We start from the raw sequence: 21,170 nt of genomic DNA, 5'->3' as shown, positions 1-21,170 counted from the left end.
GTGGCCTCCGCTTCAATTTGATATTTGTCGCCTCGCGGAAGAATCAAGAGACCTCGATCCGCGCCCGCATGTTCGATCGCCAAACTCATGAGCGTGTTGATTAACTTCTCGAAAACGATTTCGCCTGACACTGCTTCCGAGACCCTGATTACGGTAGCCAAATCGAGCTGCTCGATGGGNGTCACTATCGTCGCCGTGGAATCCGGGATCGACTTGTCCACCTTGAGGTGCGGATAAAGCTCATCGAGTTGGCGAACCTTTCCGTCGGCTCCCCAGCGCTGGTAGCAGGCCCGCGCGGCCCGCAAATAGGTCGCCGCGATTTTCTCGTAACCGCGCTCCGCGTAGAAACGCCCGGCAATCTCGTTGGCAATCGCCTGGTTGTGGACAAAGCCGTTTGCCTGTGCCGAAAGGATGGCTTGTTCGTAAAGCTTCATGGCATCGAACGCGCGGCCATCAATCCGGGCAATCTCCGCACCAACCAACACAGCGCGGTTCTCGAAGTTTTCCGCACAGCGCGCCGCCCATACTTCGAGTTGTTTGTGGTGGGCCACAAGAGCCTCAAAATGTTGCTGTTTCTCCTCCGGAGATGCGGAATTCCATACTACCGCGTGGCCAAGCGCACTATAGAAGCAATACTCTGCCGTTTCAAAATGTGATGGTGAGGTCCAAAGTAGCTGATGCGCTCTCAATGACGCATCCATGGCGGAAGCATAATCCGCAGCGAAGAAACGGGCTTGTAACTTGCGGACCCAATATCGAAACTCGAGCAGCTTCAAGACGGGATTACTCGCTAGGTGGCGCTCGAATCGAAGCTCATCGAATCCCTCGTGGTTGAAGGAGCCAAACGTCGGAGTCAGTCCGCTAAGGGTCCGAATAAATCCGAGCTGCATGGTGAGATTGTCAATGACGAAACCGAAGCGAACCTTCTGCGCATACTCGAAACCCCTCCCGGCTTCCCGTTCGACCTCAGCAAGCGGGTCTCCCGCTGCCAAAAGGTTGGTTATCAAGTGAGTACAGCTATAACCCGCAAATGCAATGTCCCCTGTGCGGTCGGCGGTAGCAAAGGCGCGACGTACCAGATCACGTCCCTCTAAGACATGTCTTGTCCACGGCATGACGATGTTCCCGAAGGACATGTACGTTCGAGCTTGATAGCGCTTTAAGCCGCGCCTTTCTACCAGTTCATAGCCAAGCCGGCCGAAACGAAAACCGTCCTGATAGTTGCTAAAGCGAGGTCCGGCGATCTGGGCGAACCATACATAAGCGAAGCATGACCCATCGCTGTTGCCATACTCGAGGCTCAAATTCACCATTCGACAAACAACGAGCGAAGATAAGTTCTCCTCGATATGCATTGCCGGAAACTCGGCCAATATATCTAGAGTGGCGAGTAAGTCCGGATTGCTCATCAAAGGCAAGTCGACGAGTTCCTCGATTTGTCGACTTCCAAGCTGGGACCAGATTCGATCGTATTCGCGTTGTACTTCGATACTGGTCGGATGAAGTGACCAATCAACGCCTCCACGCTGGAGGTATTCAAGGCATATCTCGACGCCGCGATCGCTCTGGTCCAAAGTGGTATAAAGCGTGAGCCGCAAACGTGTGACGGCGGCGGTATCGAGGCCGTTTCTGGCACGACGCGCTAGCATCGAAAGTCGATTTTCGGCCGCCCTCTTACTCGCGGTCAGTAGTTCGCACTCGGCTGTTAGATATTCGATGGCGAAGATGAGCTCGTAGTTGTAGTCCCAAATCTGCTCAGTCAACAACGCCCGCCCAACGCCGAGATACGAAAGCGCTGAAGTATACGCCGTTGAGATCTTCGCGCGTCTACCTGCAATTAGATTCAATTCTGCGACCCACTCACGCTCCTGATTCGACGTTATGAGATGAGAGCCGCGATTGAGCTGGTTTGCGATATCGAAGATCTTCTCTTCGATCTGCGTTGGCGGAATGCCGACTGCGAGGAGGCGGCCAATTCGAATATGAGCTTCGGCGCGGGCCGTTTCAGGTATGAGTGAATAAGCCGCTTCCTGGACACGATCATGCAGAAACCTATAGGCGCTTTCTGATTGGAGAACGAGCCCAACTCGGACCGCTTCCAGGAGATCGCGATGCACTACATCTTTCGAGCCTCCGTAAACCTTCGTAAGTAGTGCGAAATCCGCGCTGTTGCCTAAACAGGCAAGCTGCTGCAGTGCGTTCTGAGTTCGAACGGGCAGCCGAGTCAACTTCCCAACCATGAGGTCCACCACGTTATCGGTGTAACCCTTTGCGTGAATGCGATTCAGATCCCAAGACCATCGCGCGTTGCAGTGGTCAAAAATCAGTAACGCCTCCTCGGCAAGCGCATAAATAAACTGATTAGCGAAGAATGGATTGCCAGCAGTCTTCTCGTGAACCAGTTGCGCCAACGAGGTGGCGCGCTCCGGCTCGCAGTGAAGGGAATCCGCGATCAATTGTCCCAAGTGTTCACGGGCGAGGGGCGCGAGGGTGATCTCCTGCACTATCGCGCCAGCTTTGCGGATCGCTTCGAGCCTGCGCGTCAGGGGATGGGCGGAGTCCACTTCGTTGTCTCGGTAGGCGCCGATCAACATCATGTACTGCACGTCCTGCCGGCTCAGAAGATCTTCGAGCAAATCGAGCGTTGCTGCATCGAGCCACTGCAAATCGTCGAGGAACAGCGTAAGCGGATGCTCCGGCCGTGCGAATACGGCGATGAATCTCCGGAATACCAATTGGAATCGGCGTTGCGCATCCAATGGCGGAAGGACAGGAACCGGCGGCTGTTCTCCAATGATTAGCTTCAATTCGGGGACAAGATCGATGATAAGCCCCGCGTTTGGCCCCAACGCCTGGCGAAAGGCGTCGCGCCAGATGCTCAGCTCTTCTTCCTCCTTGCCGAGAAGCGGGCGGACAAGGCTCCCGAAGGCCTCCGCGAACGTGGCATAAGGGATGTCACGTTTGTATTGGTCGAACTTGCCCGAGGCAAAAAGGCCGCGGGGCGGTACGAGCACCTTGTGCAGCTCATTGACGACAGAGGACTTGCCGATACCGGAATATCCGGAGATCAGCGCCAACTCTGGCATACCGGTCTTGATGATGCGATCGAAGCAGGAAAGCAACGTCGCGATCTCACGATCTCGTCCGTACAGCTTTTCGGGGATCAGCAGCTGGTTCGGGGTGTCCTGCAGGCCGAGCGGGAAGTCATCGATGCGGCGCCGCGCTTCCCATTCCGCCAGGCAGCGTCGCAGATCGCGCTCGACACCGCCGGCGGTCTGGTAACGATCCTCGGGAGTCTTGGCGAGCAGTTTCATGATCATCGCCGAGACGGGCGCTGGGACACTCTCTAACCGCTCCCCTGGCGGCACCGGCTTTCTGGCAATATGGCAGTGCACCCACTCCATGGGATCAGCCGCCGTGAAGGGCAAAACGCCGGTGAGCATCTGGTACAGCGTGATGCCGAGGGCGTAGAGATCGCTGCGGGCGTCCATCGAGCGGTTCATCCGCCCGGTTTGTTCGGGTGCCATGTAGGCAAGCGTGCCGGCGATGGTCTCGGGCGGCTCGGGCGCCTGCCGCTCGCGGGACAGGCGCGATGCGATGCCAAACCCAGTGAGCCGAACGTGTCCGTCCGCGCAGTCCACCACAATATTAGCTGGCTTGATGTCTTTGTGGATGAATCCGCGCTGATGCAGCTTGCCCAGAGCCGAGGTAACAGCGATAGCCAGGCGCAAGAAGCGTCCTACCTCCATGGGCCCACCGAGCAAACGGTCGAGCAGCTCGCCGCCCAGATCATCGAGCACTAGCACGGTCCGACCAGCGTCGCGCATGAGGGCTAGCGGCTGCGCCGCCCATGCCCCGTCGAGCTCATCTTTCAGCTCGTATTCGTGCGTGAAGCGATCGAGTCTTGAGCGGGATGGGTGGTCGGCGGCAGGGGCAACAAGCAGCACGGCGAGCCGGTTGCCATTATCGTCCAGTCGCCAGCCACGAGTGAACACGCGCTCGCCGTCCTCCCACAACACCTGAGAACTACCATCCGAGTACGCGAGGTTCAGCGACCGCTGCACCATCTGTCAGACTCCGGCGTCAGGCTTCGGCTTGAAGTGGGCTGATGAAGTTCTTCGCACGCCACATGCGCGGCGCCTCTCCAGCCTGGAGAAATCGTACTCCATCGCCCGAGAAATGCCAGCCGTCCCTTGATCTTGCCGGATTCGGCGGAGGCGGAACCGACTTCTTTTTAGCAACAATTTGGAGCGAAGCTTGAGCAGGAGCTCGGCGGCCAGTTGATCTACCGCGAACGCCAGCTGACGCAGCTCACCGACCTTGGAAAGGAAGTCCTTCCGATACTGGCGCGCGCACTGGGCTCGGCAGAGACGGCGCGTCGCAGAGCCAAGGAGTTCCAACGCAAGGAGATCGCGCCACTGAAGATCGGCCTCGCCCCACTATCTCGGCGTCGCTCGTCCTCGATCCGATTGCGGAGACCGCAAAGTTCGTCCCTGGACTTCACGTCGAGCTGCGCGAGGGCGCGGCGGAGGTGGCATCGCACGCATTGAAGGTCGGAGACGTCGCGCCGGATCGACAACCGCCGCTATGACCAAATAAAGCGCTCTAGCCTCCGATTTCGCTGCCTAGTGTGGGCCCGAACAGCTCCCATCTGTCGCCCTTGAACCTCCTGAGCTGCACCTGTTTGATCGGCGCGAAATCGATCGGGCTGGTGTTGATCTTGATGCCGGGCAGCAGGTTGGTGGTCCTGAAGTCCTTGAGGTTTGCAGCCTGCTTCATCACGTTCTCGCGCGTGAGGTCATCGCCGCACTGCTTGAGCACCTGCACCAGCGTCTGGGCCATATTGAAGCCTGTCATCACCAGACTATCGGCCCGATTGCCTTGGGGGAAAACTTCGGCGAGGAAGTCGTCGAAGGCCTTCATGCCGGGATCATCCTTCCATTGCGGATCGAGCGCGTCCATCAGATGGGTCACCGAAATGATGCCCTGTGCGTTTTCGAAACCGGCGGGCTTGATGACGGCTCCGATGGAGGTGCTGACGCTGTTGAGGACGTGCAGTGGCTTCCAGCCGATCTCGGCCGCCTTCCTGATGGCTTGCGCCGTGAACTTCGGCGTGGTGATGTCGACGAATACGTCGGCATTGAGCGACTTCATCTTGACGACGTGCGAGTCGATGGTCGGCTCGGCCACCTCATAGGCGTCTTCGGCAACGATCATCGACGCAGCCTTGGCGCCGAGGCCATCCTTCAGGCCTTTGAGATAATCCTTCCCGTAGTCGTCGTTCTGGTAGAGGACGGCGATCTTGGCGTTCGGCCTTTCCTTCAGAATATACCTCGCGTAGATCCGTGCCTCGTTCTGATAGTTGGGCGACCAACCTATAGTCCACGGGAAGTTCTGCGGATCATTCCATTTGGTCGCGCCGGTCTGCACGAACAGTTGCGGCACCTTCTTCGCGTTCATATATTTCTGTATGGCGGTGTTGGACGGCGTGCCAAGCGAGCCGAAGATGAGGAAAACCTCGTCGCTCTCAACCAGTCTGCGCGCCTGCTCGACCGCTTTTGGTGGACTGTAACCGTCGTCATAGGAAATGAAGTTGATTTTGCGGCCGTTGATGCCGCCTTCGCCGTTGATCTTGCGAAAGTAGGCGGCCTCGGTCCTGCCTGTAATGCCGTAAGCCGACGCCGGCCCACTGTAGGGCATGATGTTGCCGATCTTGATTTCGGTGTCGGTTGCGCCGGCATCGTATTTCTTCTGGGAAAGTGCGCCGCCTCCGCTGGCAGCAAGCATTATGATGGCGGTCGAAAACGCCGCCAATCGTCGCGCGACGAAGGACATCTCGTTTCTCCCTATGAACCAATGAATGTGTCTATTGTTATTGGCATACTAGGGAGACCTCGCTCGGATCTCTTCTCAGAGAGTGAACACCATTCATCAGGCATTGTCGATCTTCACGAACGCCACTCGCGTGTGCTTTCGGCGTCAGTTCGCGCGATTCGTCAATACAGCTGCCCCTAATTCTCAAGACTAGGGCCCGCCAAGCTAACTGCGACGATGGGGCGGATAGATAGACCGAACACAGTCACTGCCGCCGCTTCGACCGCAATTGAGATGTGACATGGCGTGCTCCTTGTCTTCGGTGCCCCAAGCCAGCTTCTATCACTGACGGGGCTGGTGCACGGCCGGACCATCCCATTAACGGACGTCAGCACAACTGGCTTCGCATTCAATAGTCTGGCTTCACCTCGTCGGAAATTCGGGCTATGCCAATGCCGCGATCGCGCGTTCTATCTCCGGCGCAGGTGTGGCTTGCTCGGCCTGAACCTGGAGAAGATCGGCCCACTGCATGTCCTTATAGTTGAAGCTGCGCGCGAGCGTTGGCTTCACCACCATGAAGTAGGGCGATAAATCGAAGTCGCGCGGCGCGTAGAGTGATGAGTGACGGATCGCGGCAACTTCGCGCCGCGCGGACTGATTCTCGATGTACGTGATCTTGGGTAGGACCGGATAACGCACGGCCTCGAATGCCTGCGCAATCAGCGACGAACAGATGATGCGGCTAGCATCGCCGGAGCCGAGCGCGATGGTTCGGCGACGCCAACGCTGCGTCAGCGGACATGGAAATAGATAGCGCATGAGGTCGATGATGTTCTTGAAATCGTATCCGAGACCAATGCGTTCGAATGTGTAGCGGCAGACCTGTTCGCAGTCCGCTTCGCTCAGGCCAACTGGCCGGCAGATGCGGGTTTGACAATGCAAATACTTCGACAGAGGCGCCGACACGACACCGTCGTCGACATTGGCTTCAATCAGGACGTGGGGCTCGCCGCCGGTTGTGGCGCCCGCCATCGGCCCGACGTACAACGCCGAATGCGACCAGGTCGATTGAGTGAGATATTTGATGCCGCCGGAAATACGACCTTTGCCTTCGACCAGCAGGACGTCACCGGGTCGAAGCGTGTCGCGTAAGGCCCTCGCCGCATCATCCGAGATGAGCGGCTCACGGTGATTGGCCGGCTTCTGCAGCCGGGCAATCAAACGTTCGACGTTGTCGAACATCCAGCCCATCACTCGTTCCTTGCTTTTTTGGCGCTTTCCCGTATGGCAGTTCCAGACGACTGTCCGGTCGTTATCCAAGCATAGTCAGGAAAGATAGACCGGGCCATTGCACGGAGGTCGATCTGTGCACTGCATTTTGTCTGAAACGACCATACCTAAGTTTACAATTGACCGGCCTTCCCAGTGATAGGAATGTCGCACCTCGCCCGGCAGCTACCTGGTGGTATCGGTCCATCAGCAAAGTGACACTGCTCTTCACCGGGTGCGCTTGCGAGGTCGCAGGGGTGGAGCGAAGCGACAAATCAAGGTACACGGCGGGTCTACCGGCTTTGCATTCGGGTTGATTTCGGGTTTTGGCACTTCGCATCATCTCGCGGCAACGCAATAATTCAGTCGCTTCCGGGGTGAAGCAGACATCGCCGGTTGGCGGGCGCTTGAGGGACAGTGACGCGAATGACCCTGGCTGTTCTCGAATTCCGGGTCGGCGGTCAGAAGGTGAGCACGGAAGCGGCGGATGGTGAGCCGGATAGTCCGCAAACAGACTGATTCAACCGTCCCGCTCTAACCCGGCGCAACGGCGTGGCCGCCGTGCACCTGCGCGGTCAGCCGCATCAGCCAACCGGTTATCGCGATAACGGCAAGATAGACCAAGAGCTGCATTTGCGTCGGCTGATCGGTATAGCCGATCAGCGTGTGCAAGGCGCGTCCGGGGATGCTGGCCTCGGACAACAGCCAGCCCGAGTCCCACACGACGGTGTCGAGCGACGTTAGCCAGTTGGCGCGCTCCAGGAAAGCGACGGCCTGCGCCGCCATACCCGCCGCAAGGAGGGTGATCAGAACCGTCGTCGTTGCGAACAGCGCGCGCGGCGGAATTCGCAGCAGGCCCAAATAGGTCACGAGGCAAACCGCGGCGCCGAGTAAGAGGCCGAGGCAGCCGCCGATGATCAGACTCAGGGCTGAACCGCCGTCGGAGGCCGCGACGCCATAGAGAAACAGCGCGACCTCGCTGCCTTCGCGCAGCACGGCGACGCCGACCACGACCGCCAGCGCCAATAACGGCTTGCTGCCCTCGGCCACCGCCTGGCCGATCGCGCGCATCTCGACGGCAATCTCCCGGCCGTGGCGCGCCATCCAGACATTGTGCCAGGTCAGCATCACAACGGCGACCCCGAGAATGGCGGCATTGAACAGCTCCTGGCCCATGCCTTCGAACAACTGCGACAATGCGCCGGCAAACGCCGCGACCAGGCATGCAGCCACCACCCCCGCCAACACGCCGCCGCCGATCCAGCGGAAGCGATGCGCTACGGAGCCTGTAACCGCCAGCACAATGCCGATGATTAGGCCGGCTTCAAATACTTCACGAAAGACGATGATGAGCGCGGCGAGCACCTTGACGGCGTCCTATTGCACGATCAGCGCACCGCGCGCCTTCTCATTGAAGTCGTCGTAGAATTCGTAGCGGCCAGGCTTCAGCGGCCGCACATTGATCACGCCCTCGCTTTTCGCAGCGACGACCTTTTCCACCCGCAACGATTTGCTTTCAAACTCCATCGCCTTGGCGTCGAGATTCTTAACCCGGAATACCACAGGCTTGTCGGCAGGCGCGCGCACCTCGCTCGGCTGAAACGCGCCGTTCGAATAGCTCAGCGGAACTTCCGCGGCCTGCTGCGCGAGCGCCGGCGCCCCATGCAGAAGCGCAGTCGCGCAAATGGCGGCCAGGGTCAGGCGGATCGGCATCAGCGTAGGGTGAGACATAGGCGTTCCTTCGAAGGATAGAGATCAAAATTCCCAGGCAAATTTCAGCCGCGCGCGCTGGCGCTGGAATTCCGAAAGATTAAGCGGCAGGGAATTGCCGATCTCACGGCCCCACACCTGGGTATTCCAGGCCGCGATCATGAACATCTTCGGCGTGAATTGAACGTAGAGCGCTGGGCCCAGCATGATGGCGTCGCCGGTGAAGGCGGATAATGTCGCGCTGTCATAGTGGCGCAAATACCAGACCTCACCGCCCACGAGTACATCGGGAACAATGCGAAGCGAAAGCGCCGCCGAACCGCCAAGGGTCGCTTCGCGGACGGTATCACCCGTCGCGGTCAAGGTGATCTCCGGCTCATATAGCAGATCGAAGCCCGCATAGAGACGATTACGCAGGAGTTCGAGGTCGGCATTGACGGCGGTTTCGAACTCGTAATTGTGTACCTGCTCGCCGCTGGTCTCGTCAATCAGCCTCACATTCGGCTCGAAAGCGAGCGTAATCGAGAGTGGATTGCTCGACGTGCGCTCGAGCGCGAGATAGCGAAATTCGGCAAATCCACCGGCGAACCCGGCAGCATTGCGGTTATCGAGATCGGTCACACCACCGATATTGTGGGTCGAGCCGAGCGCGCCGAACTCGATCTGAACGAACTGGGAGGGCGTGAACTCGTACTCATATTTAGTTTCGGTCGCGGCGTAGTGGCCGTCGCGTTTGCCAAACCGGCCGATGCTATCGATGGTAAACTCCTTCTCGCCCTCAATGCCGATGCCGGAGCCGGTGGTGAAGCCAAAAATGTATTTTGTCTCGATCTCGTGCCAGGAGCTTGGGTCCCAGGCGGTTGCGTCGTCAGCGCGCGCAAATCCGCCGAGACAAAGCAGTGCAATGAACGCGCACATCAGCGCACTGGAATGCCGCGCACATCGGGTTCTTTCGTGCATGCTGACGGCCCGTTGCTTGTCCACTCGACGGCATAAACTAACGGCTTGCAGCCCCACAGTAAAAAAAATTCCTGCTAGGCTGGAACGATTCTAAGCGTCGCATCTCGGTGCGCAAGTCCACCTCTGGCGATCGCGCTCCACTTGATCCTCTTGGTCCTTCTCGGTCGCGCCCGGCTCGCCGCTAACAAGAGATGATGAAGGTCGGGCACGCCGACAGGTCTGGCTTTGGCCCGCGCGCCGTTTCGCCTGCGCACCAAACAACATTGCTCTCGGACGAATGCGGACATCGAATGGCCGGCGAGACTGGCCGTCTCGGTCGATAACCCGTTGCGGAAGTGGTCGGCTTTAGGGGCGAGCGCCATAACCCTTCGTATCGTTCGGTGCCCCCTTTAGGTGTCCGACGTTTACCTACGTTCAATTGAGCCGCTGATCGCGACTGTCTTAGGCTGCATGCGTTGGAAAAGCGCACAGGCTCATTAAGTGCGCCGGTGAAGAGCGAAGATAGTACCAAGAGGAGACTCCAATGACCGATTGCTGCGAAAGCCTTAGATCTGGCAGTGCCGCGCGATGCGCCGTTTGTGATGGCAAGTTTGGTCTCGTCCGGCACTACTCGTGGCGAACCCAGCTTTGCTCCAAGAAGTGCCTCGATCGCTTCAGAACTCGCAGGGAAAGTGACCGCAATTGGGTGAGCTGGCCCCAGATCGCGTTCGACCAGCTGCCCGAGCACCGCGCGAGGCCTTTATGACGGTCCAGATCTCACAACGAGGCAAGGAATATTTAGAGACAGCACAGATTGCTCCGCGCCGCCAAAACCATGACCGACTCAGCGATAGCTGGTCAGCTTAAGGCCCTTGCCGACGACTACCAGCGGCGAGCTGAGAAAGCTTCGCGTGTTGATGAGGATGGATGAATTTCCAGACCGTACAGAGCGATTCCGGGATTGGGTGTGAGATGAACAATCACATTTGGCATGCAACGCTTGTTGCATTCACTGTCATGCCGCCGATTTCTACAATCGGTCACGCCCGCGCCCACGATTATCAGCACCCTCAGTGGAACAGTTGGTATGATAGCTTGCACAGCGGCAAAGGGCCCTGCTGCGATGGTAGCGACGCGAAGCGCGTTGATGACGCAGATCGGGAAACTGAAGATAGTCACTATCGCGTACGCGTTGATGGCGAGTGGGTTGATGTTCCGAACGACGCTGTCGCGGATGGACCGAACCGCGCTGGCCGTACGATGGTCTGGCCCTTACTACCTGGATGGTCACCCAAAGGCGCGCTGCTTCATGCCGGGGACCATCGGCTGATCGCGAGCGCGGGCGATCAGCAGTTCCCGCCCACTCCAACTCGTAACGATGCCGTGTATTGCTTCGCATAAGGAGGCGCCAAATGACAACTGGAAGATGGAATAGCCGCAACAGGATCACCAAAGAAATTCGCGAGCAAATCCTGTATGTCTATCTAGATGATCCCATCAAAGGAACCGAACTCGCGATGAGCAACGGACTAACGGCCGCATACGCCTACAAGCTTGCTTATCAGCGCGGGTTATTGCCGACTCGCGATGAGAAGCTGCTTGGGCGCAGCCATTCAGCGAGATTGGCATCAACATGATTGTCCTCACAGCGAGCTTTGATGTCGAGGCACTGATCCGGCTGATGCCTCAATTGGCCGCGCGGATGCAGGCTAGGAATAAACTAACGTATAATCAGGCCCTCCCTCAGTACGATCGCGCCATACCACCGTGCGATGGCCTCAGTCGTCGTTCTGAGATAGCAGTAAGTTAGTGGCACGGAGTGCCGAGAGTCGCAGCAGAACCCGGACCCGCGAGCCGGCAATTGCAAGAAGAGGTCGCCGGCGCGTCACTGTGTGAGCAGTGGAGCTACCATGGTTATGGGATGGGCTGGATAAGAACGACCATCTAAGGAAGCGGCTCTCATGAATCACAACCAATCGAATGAAGCTGTTTCGGAGAGGTCACCATGGATCAGATCTACCTTACCCTTACCGTTAGTGGTCTCACGCTGCTGGTCGGTGCGTATGTGCTCGGCGTCGCCCTCGTGTAAAAGCTGCGATTCGCGACGCGCCCGCAAAGGTATTGACGAGATCGCGCTAGGCGAGTTTGAGTCGCACAACTCTTTCTTGCAAAGCACCAACTCCCCCTGCCTCGGCGATCACACCAATTGAGTTTACAGGTCGTAGAAACGCTCTTTTAGCTCTTCGCATGTTCCGTCGAGGCCGGGTAACAACGAACCTGCCGTAACGACCACGAACGAAAGCTCAGTCATTACATTGGGCCGTTCCGACATGAAGAAACGTTTTGCCACTCAGCCTCTAGCTAGCGTTACTTTGGCGGATTGATTTGCTGCGACTTTTCACGGATGCTTCTCGCTCCTATTGAAATTATGATCGTCATTCCTCGTGCTGAGGTGGGATTGTTGACGCCGACTTTGAAGCCACGCAGGTGGCCGCGAAGGAATAAAAGAACGCATGACGGGTCCGAATGTTAGAAGGGCAGGCCTTCGTCTGGAAGCGGCCGAGATCGCTTAAAGAATTCTAGCCTGCACCGCTGCCCGTCCATCTCTACGCGGCCGCCGGTACTGCCGATCAAGGTGCGCGCTTTCATCGACCTTGCGGCGCCGAGGCTGAAGAGAGTCTTCGCGGGGCTTCAGACGGCTGCTTTCCAAGTGGGACATATGCGCTTTGCCCCAAAGGATCGCCCAGAGCATGGCGACCTCAATTCGGCTCGCCGAGCACGAAAGTGAAGGGCACAACGAAGAGCTCATCGCCCTGGTCGTCGCTGACATGCAGCACCCAGTCACGCCAATTCTCGAGGCTGCGCTCGCTGGTGAGGGATTGCACGACACGGGTCGCGTGATCGCGCGCCTCAGCAAGATCGTCCACCACGGCACCGCAGCGATCGACGAAAACCTTCTTCGTGTTCGAGCAGTGGAAATATACCTGGGTCATGTTCAACCTCCTTCAAATGCGACGGTTCGCCACGATACCTCAGCGTTGCTGGTGTCCTCGACGCCTGAACAAGCTCGGCGGCCTGGACGGGACCATAGAAGACCTGGTCGTTGTCTCCGACCCCAGGACCCTGGGGGAGATGCGCAAGCACTTCCACCGCGATTTGAGAGGCAAGATCATAGGCGAGTTCGCGAAGGACTTCAGCCGGCGTTCGCTCGACGACATCGCCTCATTGATCGCCGTTGCTGCGAAGTCGTCCTCGTCGAGCCGCCTGCCATCGGGGTTGGCAGAGCCGGTGTGATGGCGCGCAGCCGAGCCTGAGGGGGCGGGCGCAGGCGGATCCGCCGTGATCTCGACCAAATGCACCCCAGGTTTCACGCCCGTATTGTGGAACAGGCGGACTGTCTCGCTGTCAGCGACTGCTACTGTCGCACCGGTAGGTAGAATCATCCAAGGACCTCCTGTTTATGGTCCGGCGGGCTATGATACTTGCATGCCGGCGCTCTGCGGCGCCTCTTCGATAAGCTCCTGACGCGAAGCTCCCCAGAGCACAGCAGTCCCGACGGCGGCCGAAAGAATCGACGCGGCGAACACGGCGATCTTGGCGGCCGAGAAGTCGGCGGCACTTGGAAACGCCTGCCCGGCGATAAAGAGCGACATCGTGAAGCCGATGCCAGCGAGGGCTCCCGCCCCGGCCAACTGCCGCCACGTGTACTCCGCCGGCTTGACGGCTATGCGTGCGCGCACGGCCGCTGCGGCCGCGAGGAAAACCCCGACCGGCTTTCCTATGGCGAGGCCGGCGACAATCGCGGCCATGAGCCAACTATGCCCAACGAAGACGCCCGGGTTGATCGTCACGCCCGCATTCGCCAGTGCGAAGATCGGGAGGACAGCGTAGCTCGACCGCGCGCCGGCGTGCCGCAGCAGCCGGTCGGCGGGCGATTCAAGTCTGTCGTAGATTGCGTCGAGCGCGTGCAGCGCCGGGGTGGAGGGGCCGTGCCTGAGAACCTCGCCCTCGTGGCGGGCCTCGGAGGCGATGATGGTGCTTGCCTGCGTCATCAGGGCAGCCAGGTTGGCAGGCGGGCGCGTCGGAACGAACAGCGCCAGTAGCACGCCAGCCAGCGTCGCGTGGAGGCCACCCGCGTAGATGAACGCCCACAACGCGACGCCCAACAGGACGTAAGGCGAGAGAAGGTAGACTCTCGACCGGCTCAGCAGCGCTAGCGCAACGACCACCGCCGCGGCCGCGGCCAGGTAGCCCGGACGCATATCGCCGGAGTAGAACACGGCGACGACGACGATCGCACCTATGTCGTCGACGATGGCCGCCGCGGTGAGGAAGATGCGCAGCTCGACGGGGACGCGGGCGCCCATCACGGCTATCAAGGCAATCGCGAACGCAGTGTCAGTCGCCATCGGAACGCCCCACCCGTACGACCACGGCCCCGCAGGGATGACCAGCGCATACAGACAAGCCGGCACGACCATGCCGCCGAGCGCGGCGGCGACCGGAAGCGCAGCGGAGCGGCGGCTTGCGAGGTGGCCAACTGTCATCTCGCGCTTCACTTCCAATCCCACGACAAGGAAGAACACCGTCAGCAGGCCGTCGTTGACCCAATGGAGGATGGACATCCGAAAGGTTGCGTGGCCTAGGCTCACGCCGAGCTCCTGGCGCCGGAACGCCTCGAACGCCGGCCCGAGCGGAGAGTTCGTGATGGCGATCGCGGCCACGGTCGCGAGGACGAGCAAAATGCCGGCAGATGGGCCCCAGCTCGCGAAATCGAGGGCTGCCGTGCGGACGCGGTGGCCGAGCGTGCCAAGCATCGCGTCGACGAGAGAGCTCTCGTCCCAGGGTCCGTCGTAGCGCCGCCGGTTGATGTAGAAGGTCGGCGTGAATCTCACGCCGCTTGCGCGTGAGCTTGCGACGTCCGCCTCTACCCTCGCCCTCGCGCGCCGCACGGCGTCGCTGTCGCCGAGCGCGAAGTCGGCGTTTACGCCGAGGTCGGTGGCCACCGCGACGAGGTCGTCCTCTGTGAGCCGCATCGATCTCGTCATCAACTTGATGTGCGCGGACCAGAACGCCTCGGGCGTCTGGGCAAGCTCAGCGAGCTCGGCGGCCCGAAACGAAAGGCTGTTGTCCGCGAACGGCCTGTGGCGGAAGGCGTAGCAGACGCGGTCGCCGAGTTGGCCGCGTGCCTGCGCGATGCGCTCGTTGGCGGCCCTGCAGTGCGGGCACGCGTAGCTGCCGTACTCGACGAGCGTGATCGCGGCATCGGCGGGGCCGAGCACATGGTCCTTCTCGTAGTCGACCGGACGGTCGAGGCGGCCGGGCGGGATCATGAGCTGCATCGCTGAACCGGTCTCCAGGTGTTCGCGCCGGCTACGACGTCGGCGCAGCCGTCGCTGGGTTGACGACGTGGAATACTCCGCCGTTGGATGACGGCGCGCACGCGATCTCCGTGCCGACGTTATTTCTCTGTGCCGCCGCATCGCCGACGCGCGGGAGAAAGAGGCGCACCAGCGTGCCGCCGCCCCGCTCGCTCTCTATACAGACCGTGCCGCCTCGTCCTTCGGCGAAGCGCTGGACCTGGAGGAGCCCGAGGCCGGTGCCGCTGCCCGCAGCCTTCGTCGTGAAGTACCGAGTGAAGGCCCGCGAGAGAACCTTCTCGGGCATACCCACCCCGTCGTCGGCGACGACGATCTCGACGAATCCCCGGGCTGCGCCAGCGGAAGGTTCGACGTTCCGCGCCGCGACGGTGATCACACCGCCGTCCGGCATAGCATCGTCCGAGTTTCGGCAGAGATTCAGCAAAGCGAAGTACAACTCTTCCGGATCAGCGTTGAAGTCCCATAAATCAGCGGCGATATCGAAGCGGACCGTGATGTCGGGACGCAACGCCCAGTCAAGCGTGCCCGCTATCGCTGCGAGGCGACTGCCTGCGACAATCCCGTCGATCGACTTGGGGCGCGGTCGCGCAGCGTCGAGGAGCTGCCGGCTAAGCAACGCCCCTCGCGTGATCGCCTCCTGCATTTTGTCGACGATGGCCTTTCGGAGCGCAGTATCGCTCTGGCACTCAAGCAGCCTCAGGCCGCTGCTGATCACGGCGAGAAGGTTGTTGATGTCGTGAATGACGAACTGCGCCACGTCCGGTATCGCCCTCACCCTCGCCCGCCCGCTAGCGGCGACCGCGGCTCGCGTGTCGGACCGCGGGCTGGTGTGGCACAAAATCCCCGAGACCTCGCCGCCGGACCCGACGAGCGGGAGCTCCACGTACCTGGACGCAATGAGGCCGCTACCGCCATCGCAGACGCCCCGCACCCTTGCGCTGAACGCACGCTGCACTCCAAGCGCGACGCCGGCGCTATCCACGAGCAGGACGACATCCTCCAGCGGCGGGCCTTTGACAGAGCCGGGTAATGAAACGCCGATTGTCTCTTTGATCTGCATATCGGACCTCCTGGCCTGCGATCGTTCAACGGAACGCCGACTTCGGCCCGTACCGATGGCGGGCGACGATAGGTCGAAGATTGAGGCCATGATGGTCGAAAGGAAAATCACCTCTCGCCATGGAGTCGATAGCCGACTGTTATCGGAATGGCTGAGAGACGCTTGGCACGCCGCGGCGCTAGCGCGGCGCTTCCCACCGCGCCGCCTCGCCGGAGCGGAACTCTTGGCGGCCAAGAAGAGGTGTTCACGTGCCTAAAATTGCGAGTATGGCCGTGGATTCGGTGATCGGGAGGACCGCGCGAAAACTGATCTCCGGAGATCCCGTCGGCGTTTCTCAACTGGCACCAAAGTAAAATTGTTTCGCCGGCCCGCGCGGTCATTTTACCGGGCCATGCAGCGACATAAGTGCTGCATGTGGCGGGCGATGCCGCGACACCGCCGCTGTCTCGCTCTGATCTCACCTACTTGGCACGGGGGCGCCTACCGACGATGATGGGTGGTGAGCGAAACTCCGGTTGTCGTAGACGGCGCTAAAGTTCAGTGCTCTTCGGTCTCGAGTTCGCCGACATGCTTCTGGGTGTAAAGTTCGAGCCCGATCCGGTTGATCAAATCAAGCTGCGTCTCGAGGAAATCGATGTGGTGTTCCTCATCCATCATCAGGTTCTCGAACAGATCGCGGGTGACATAATCGTTCACGGAATGACAATGCGTCGCCGCCTCTTGGTACAGCACACGCGCGCTCATCTCGGCGGCGAGATCGCAATCGATGATTTCCTTGACGTTCTGGCCGATCCGCAAGGGATCGAGCATCTGCATGTTGGGAAAGCCTTCGAGGAAGATTATCCGGTCGGTGATGCGGTCGGCGTGCCGCATCTCCTCGATCGACTCCTTGCGCCACACCTTGGCCATGTCCGAGACGCCCCAGTTGGCAAGCAGCCGGTAATGCAGCCAGTACTGGTTGATGGCAGTGAGCTCGTGACGCAGTCCCTTGTTAAGATACTCGATGACTTTGGGATCGCCCTGCATGATGAACTCCAAGGCTTGAGGCTCACGTCTTGGCCTTCGTTAGTTTAAAACGATTCTGAGGAAGAACAAGCAGGCACGCATCCCCCGGGTACGAAACCGAGAGGCACCTATCCAGCAAATCCAAGGAAGTTAGGGCGCTGTGGGCGCGAATTTGGGCTCATCCTGCGCGTCATCCATGATCCGGCGATGCGGGCAGTCGGCCTGACAGGCTAGCGCACTCCTGTACGCCTCGTCGATGATCGTCTTGATGGTGCGCGCGCAGCGGCCGCATTCGGCGCTGCAGCCAAGGCAGTCATAGATCTGCTTGGCATTGCGCAGCGCGTCGTCGGCCGTGTTCACGGCGTGGCGAACATCGTGGTCGCTGAGTACATTGCAGGAACAGACGATCATGAAACGCGAAAAAGACCTTCAGTGATGCGGCGTCATCGATATGGGACGACGCCAGGACGCGTCGGAGGTTCTAAACAAGGCGGAGATGATTGAGTGGCGTCCGCCATGGGAATCCTTTGATCTTTCGAGGTCAGCAGAACTCTGTTTGATCACTCGCGGCGACCGCTAGCTGCAGAGCCGGCGGAGGACACGGGAGCGCCGCTCCGCGCCGGCCAAAGATTAACGCTCTCGGTTAGCGTAGATGACACAGCTGGAATCTGTTGGCCCTGAGTAGCAGCCACCACTGCGTCTCGGGTGTTGTTGAAGACCTCCTCGATCCCCTTCGAAGAATCGATCTGCGTGAGAAGAGCGGCCATCAGCCGACTATGTAGTTCATCCGGATCTTCGACGACCTGGCCAGGCGGCGCTGAGCTCAGGATTAGCGCGTTCTCACTCGTTTGAATGGGTGCAAGTCCGTGTGAGTAAGTCCTGAAGCGCCGCTCGTAAGGATTGCGACGTGAGGCCTCAATGACTACGAGCCTGACGCGTGCTCCGGAAGTCTTGAGTTGCGAAAGGAGACGGTCGATGCTTACGCCTTGTCGACGGACATCTTCTTCACTCCAGATCTTCGCATCGACCGGGATTAAATAATTTTGTCCGTCAGATTGGACGCCGTAACCTCCGAAATAGACTAACACAATTGAGTTCAAATGTACTCTTGCCCTTAGATGATCAATTGCGCGGGTCATGTCGGGGTGCGTCGCATTGTCAACGGCGTCGACCAGAAAGCCGTTCTTGCGAAGAGCATTTGTCAAACCTTCCGCATCGCTTGTCATTTGGGGAAGAGGTGAGCCGGCATCGGGATAGGTTGAATTGCCAATCACCAGAGCTAGCCGATTAGTATCAAGGGGTGTGGCTTCACTCGACCAGATGGGCGCGCTCATGGGCCGGTTATGAGGCTCCTCCAACCGCATTGTCCTGCCGAGGCCGGTTGAGAGCAAGCCGAGCAGGACTGCAACGTCGACTAGTATTCTGGGAACTATCATTTCATTATGGTCTCCACTTCACCGAGGAATCGCACCGCTCCGTAAGATGGCTTGGCGCTGCCAGCATTCGCGCCACAGTCGCACCCGGTCGCGTGCCGCCTTTGCGTCGTTCAATTGCGTCGCGCCGTCCAGTATCCCGAGCATCGCGCCGTTCCCGAGTGGCCGCTCCAGATCCCCTGACCGGACGTTGCGAACAATTTGCCCGCACCCGTGGCATATTTATCCTGGACCGTCACCGAAGCGCGAACCGCGCCGGATTTTGCGACGTAACCTCGAAATCTAACGAGATTGGGATGCGTGACGAATCCGTTGGTCACATCGACAGTAAAGCTGTAACTGGAATCGCAGGTTCCTTTTTGCGTCACGAAGACGAGGTCCCAGGAGCCGTCGTACGCCGAGCGCCCGTTTGCCGCCGGTGCAAAGACAATGAAGCAGCTTGCTGCCGCGATCAGAAGCGAACACTTTGTCATGATAGTTCTCCTGGGTAGTTAAAGCAGACCATGTATTCGAGCCGTTCAGTAACGGGTCGGCATTCGTCCTAAACCGGTATGGTTGGCGATCAACATATGGAAGGTTCGCGTGCAGGGCGATTGGTCAAACCCGGTCCTGAGGCCCGCGCTCGGGATGTCCTTCGGCCACACCTCGACGCCGGCATGCTCGTTCGTGAGCCCGCGCGGCCAGATGCGGTCGACGAGCACCCTCGTGCCCTCCGAGGCCTCGGGCGGCTCGTAGACGCGCTTGACACCAGGCCGCGGGGACCGTCGAGAACATTCTCAAGCCCTCCCTCTCCAAGGAGGGCACCTCACGCTAGGTTGCCTTCGCGGGACTGACCTCGGGAAAATCGATCGGGGTCTGAACCGCGTTGTTCATGAAGTTGGTCAACAGGAACTGCGCAGTCAGCGCGATCATCTCGACAATGTTGGCGTCCGTCCACCCGGCATCCCTGACCGCCGCAAACTGGGCGTCGGAAACTTTACCGCGCGTCTCGATGAGCGCTTTCGCGAAGGCGACTGCAGCCTGGCGCTTGGGATCGCTCGAGCGGCCCTCCCTGTTCAGCTCGATTTCGTCCGCAGGGATTTTAGCCAAATTGCCCGCGGTGAAGCTGTGCGCGGCCAGGCAGTAGTCGCACCCGTCGGCCTCCGACACCGCCAGCGCGATCCCGTCTCTCGTCTTGACGTCCAGCGTCTTCGCAAGCGATCCCATCAGGGTCGCCCAGCCGGAGAGCACTTTCGGGCTGATCGACATGAGACGGTGCAGGTTGGGCACGAAGCCCAGCATCTTGTCGACGTTGTCGAGGATCGGCTTGGACTCCGCGGGGGCGTCCTCGCGTTTCGGAATGGCAATACGGGGCATTTGATCCTCCTTCTGTCTACCGCAAACGATTATTCGGTTGGTAACGATGCAGGCCGTCACTGACGCCGGCCGTTCAGCCAGTCTAGGGCGCGTCGCGCCGCGGCGATTATGTTTCTTGATCATGCAATCGATAACAGCAGGTCATCGGCTGAGCACCGACCGGCGCACAAATGTCACGTGTCCAGAACCTCGTCCTCAGCTGCGCCCGACTCGCCGCGCTGACCGGGGAGCGATTTTCCACACGAGCGAGGAGCAGCGCCGCGTCGCCGAGGTCGGGTGGCCTGTGGCGGGCGCAGCCCCCACGGCGGGTGTGTCGTAAGGCGTTTGCCAAGTGTCCTCGCCGCTCCCCGCGAAGTCGCTCACAACGCGACAAGGTGGCGAGGTTTGGACGGCCGGATACGGCCTTCAGATTCTCGGCCTTGGATTATTCCATAACGTTTGGCGTGCGCAGTGCCATGCGCGTTGCGACAGCCCATTCCAAATTCATCGTGAGGACTTGCAATGGCCCTTGCGCATCTTTTCCAGTCGGCGCTCGCGCTCAGCGATCTTGACCGGTTCTACGGCGAGGTCCGGCACACGAGCGAGAGTCTCGGCGAACATTCTTTGCGACGCGGACGCAACGGTGCAGTCGATGCCCGATGCGATCCCTGCGAAGTGGCACCTCGCGCACACGACCTAGTTTTTTGACGCGATGGTTCTTCGCCCCACCTGAAGGGCCCGTTCGATGAGCGGTTCACGTTCCTGTTCAATTCCTACGACGAGACACATGAACGGCGGAAGCGCGGTTGTGTGGCCAGGAAATTACTCGTTGGTGAAACCTATGACCGGACAATTCACCAGATTCCCCGTCGTCTTCACCGGCCCCCCCGCAGGGCTCACCAGTAAACCTGACGCACTTTTGGCTTCGAGATCGTCGCCGTCAGTGATCAGTCTCCGTTGATCCTTCGAGATAGCCTCCTTGGTCCACTCCGCCAGTCGTACATCCCACATCGGAGAGTATCCGGCGCTGATCTCCGTGAAGTGCGCGAGGATGTCGAGCGAGGGCCCCTCTCCGTTGAGGACGCTGTCAAGCCCCTGGCGGTTCGGATCTGCCACACCCATCTTGCCGTTCACAATCGTATAGATCACCTCAGTCGCGCCGCTCTGAAGAATGTCACTTTCCGCCGGCGCAAAGGTGGACGACTCCAGGGTCGCCGACTCCTC

The 21,170-nt window shown here is 59.7% G+C and carries 17 protein-coding genes and 2 pseudogenes; 3 read left to right on the top strand and 16 right to left on the bottom strand.

The window, feature by feature from the left end; translation table 11 throughout:
- From A3AI_RS0140595 to A3AI_RS0140565, 6 genes are all read right to left on the bottom strand, one after another.
- Positions 1 to 4,067, bottom strand: a 4,067-nt coding sequence (locus A3AI_RS0140595) for an ATP-binding protein (protein ID WP_024520960.1), incomplete at its 3' end; no start/stop codon positions are given.
- A gap of 538 nt (positions 4,068 to 4,605) precedes the next feature.
- Positions 4,606 to 5,835: an ABC transporter substrate-binding protein gene (locus tag A3AI_RS0140585; protein WP_024520958.1), complete on the bottom strand. Its 1,230-nt coding sequence runs from the start codon at positions 5,833 to 5,835 to the stop codon at positions 4,606 to 4,608.
- 423 nt (positions 5,836 to 6,258) lie between these two features.
- Positions 6,259 to 7,065 carry a YiiX/YebB-like N1pC/P60 family cysteine hydrolase gene (locus A3AI_RS0140580; RefSeq protein ID WP_024520957.1) on the bottom strand — a complete coding sequence of 269 codons (807 nt, stop codon included), beginning with the start codon at positions 7,063 to 7,065 and terminating at the stop codon, positions 6,259 to 6,261.
- 552 nt (positions 7,066 to 7,617) lie between these two features.
- The gene (locus A3AI_RS0140575) at positions 7,618 to 8,448 is read right to left on the bottom strand and encodes an FTR1 family iron permease (protein WP_024520956.1); all 831 of its coding nucleotides are present in this window, start codon (positions 8,446 to 8,448) and stop codon (positions 7,618 to 7,620) included.
- A gap of 12 nt (positions 8,449 to 8,460) precedes the next feature.
- The gene (locus A3AI_RS0140570) at positions 8,461 to 8,796 is read right to left on the bottom strand and encodes a cupredoxin domain-containing protein (RefSeq protein ID WP_024520955.1); all 336 of its coding nucleotides are present in this window, start codon (positions 8,794 to 8,796) and stop codon (positions 8,461 to 8,463) included.
- A gap of 42 nt (positions 8,797 to 8,838) precedes the next feature.
- Positions 8,839 to 9,753, bottom strand: coding sequence for a DUF6662 family protein (locus tag A3AI_RS0140565; RefSeq protein WP_245287073.1), 915 nt, complete (start codon positions 9,751 to 9,753; stop codon positions 8,839 to 8,841).
- Between the two features lie 906 nt (positions 9,754 to 10,659).
- On the opposite strand from A3AI_RS0140565, the gene A3AI_RS44675 reads away from it, so the two are divergent.
- Positions 10,660 to 11,133: a hypothetical protein gene (locus A3AI_RS44675; RefSeq protein ID WP_245287072.1), complete on the top strand. Its 474-nt coding sequence runs from the start codon at positions 10,660 to 10,662 to the stop codon at positions 11,131 to 11,133.
- 11 nt (positions 11,134 to 11,144) lie between these two features.
- Positions 11,145 to 11,369, top strand: coding sequence for a hypothetical protein (locus tag A3AI_RS48540; protein ID WP_156928164.1), 225 nt, complete (start codon positions 11,145 to 11,147; stop codon positions 11,367 to 11,369).
- Between the two features lie 1,122 nt (positions 11,370 to 12,491).
- On the opposite strand, the gene A3AI_RS0140550 is transcribed toward A3AI_RS48540, so the two are convergent.
- Positions 12,492 to 12,725, bottom strand: coding sequence for a DUF6894 family protein (locus tag A3AI_RS0140550; protein WP_024520952.1), 234 nt, complete (start codon positions 12,723 to 12,725; stop codon positions 12,492 to 12,494).
- Here A3AI_RS0140550 and A3AI_RS44670 point away from each other — a divergent pair.
- The gene (locus tag A3AI_RS44670; protein ID WP_084801218.1) at positions 12,724 to 13,026 is read left to right on the top strand and encodes a baeRF12 domain-containing protein; all 303 of its coding nucleotides are present in this window, start codon (positions 12,724 to 12,726) and stop codon (positions 13,024 to 13,026) included. The two genes, A3AI_RS0140550 and A3AI_RS44670, sit on opposite strands and share 2 nt — an antisense overlap.
- 179 nt (positions 13,027 to 13,205) lie before the next feature.
- On the opposite strand, the gene nhaA is transcribed toward A3AI_RS44670, so the two are convergent.
- The 9 genes and pseudogenes from nhaA to A3AI_RS0140490 all read right to left on the bottom strand — a co-directional run.
- Complete coding sequence (nhaA, locus tag A3AI_RS0140540) at positions 13,206 to 15,065, bottom strand: Na+/H+ antiporter NhaA (protein ID WP_198030351.1); 1,860 nt, start codon at positions 15,063 to 15,065, stop codon at positions 13,206 to 13,208.
- Positions 15,066 to 15,105: 40 nt separating this feature from the next.
- Positions 15,106 to 16,173: an ATP-binding protein gene (locus tag A3AI_RS0140535; RefSeq protein WP_024520950.1), complete on the bottom strand. Its 1,068-nt coding sequence runs from the start codon at positions 16,171 to 16,173 to the stop codon at positions 15,106 to 15,108.
- A gap of 537 nt (positions 16,174 to 16,710) precedes the next feature.
- Positions 16,711 to 17,199 carry a bacterioferritin gene (gene bfr, locus A3AI_RS0140525; RefSeq protein ID WP_024520948.1) on the bottom strand — a complete coding sequence of 163 codons (489 nt, stop codon included), beginning with the start codon at positions 17,197 to 17,199 and terminating at the stop codon, positions 16,711 to 16,713.
- Between the two features lie 129 nt (positions 17,200 to 17,328).
- On the bottom strand, positions 17,329 to 17,589 hold the full coding sequence (locus tag A3AI_RS0140520; RefSeq protein ID WP_024520947.1) for a (2Fe-2S)-binding protein: 261 nt from the start codon (positions 17,587 to 17,589) through the stop codon (positions 17,329 to 17,331).
- A gap of 149 nt (positions 17,590 to 17,738) precedes the next feature.
- Positions 17,739 to 18,512 (bottom strand): caspase family protein, encoded by a 774-nt coding sequence (locus A3AI_RS0140515; RefSeq protein ID WP_198030350.1) that lies wholly within the window; start codon positions 18,510 to 18,512, stop codon positions 17,739 to 17,741.
- A gap of 212 nt (positions 18,513 to 18,724) precedes the next feature.
- Positions 18,725 to 19,084 carry a hypothetical protein gene (locus A3AI_RS0140510; protein WP_024520945.1) on the bottom strand — a complete coding sequence of 120 codons (360 nt, stop codon included), beginning with the start codon at positions 19,082 to 19,084 and terminating at the stop codon, positions 18,725 to 18,727.
- A 45-nt stretch (positions 19,085 to 19,129) separates the two neighbouring features.
- Positions 19,130 to 19,345 (bottom strand): annotated as a pseudogene (locus tag A3AI_RS49730) (DUF488 domain-containing protein); the annotation flags it as partial.
- A 76-nt stretch (positions 19,346 to 19,421) separates the two neighbouring features.
- Positions 19,422 to 19,967: a carboxymuconolactone decarboxylase family protein gene (locus A3AI_RS0140500; protein WP_024520943.1), complete on the bottom strand. Its 546-nt coding sequence runs from the start codon at positions 19,965 to 19,967 to the stop codon at positions 19,422 to 19,424.
- A gap of 801 nt (positions 19,968 to 20,768) precedes the next feature.
- Positions 20,769 to 21,170, bottom strand: a pseudogene (locus A3AI_RS0140490) (hypothetical protein); the annotation flags it as partial.

This window comes from Bradyrhizobium sp. Tv2a-2 (assembly GCF_000472425.1).
In the GTDB taxonomy this organism is placed as follows: Bacteria; Pseudomonadota; Alphaproteobacteria; order Rhizobiales; family Xanthobacteraceae; genus Bradyrhizobium.
Note: the sequence above shows the minus strand (reverse complement) of the source record. Positions and strands in the feature narration are given on the sequence as shown.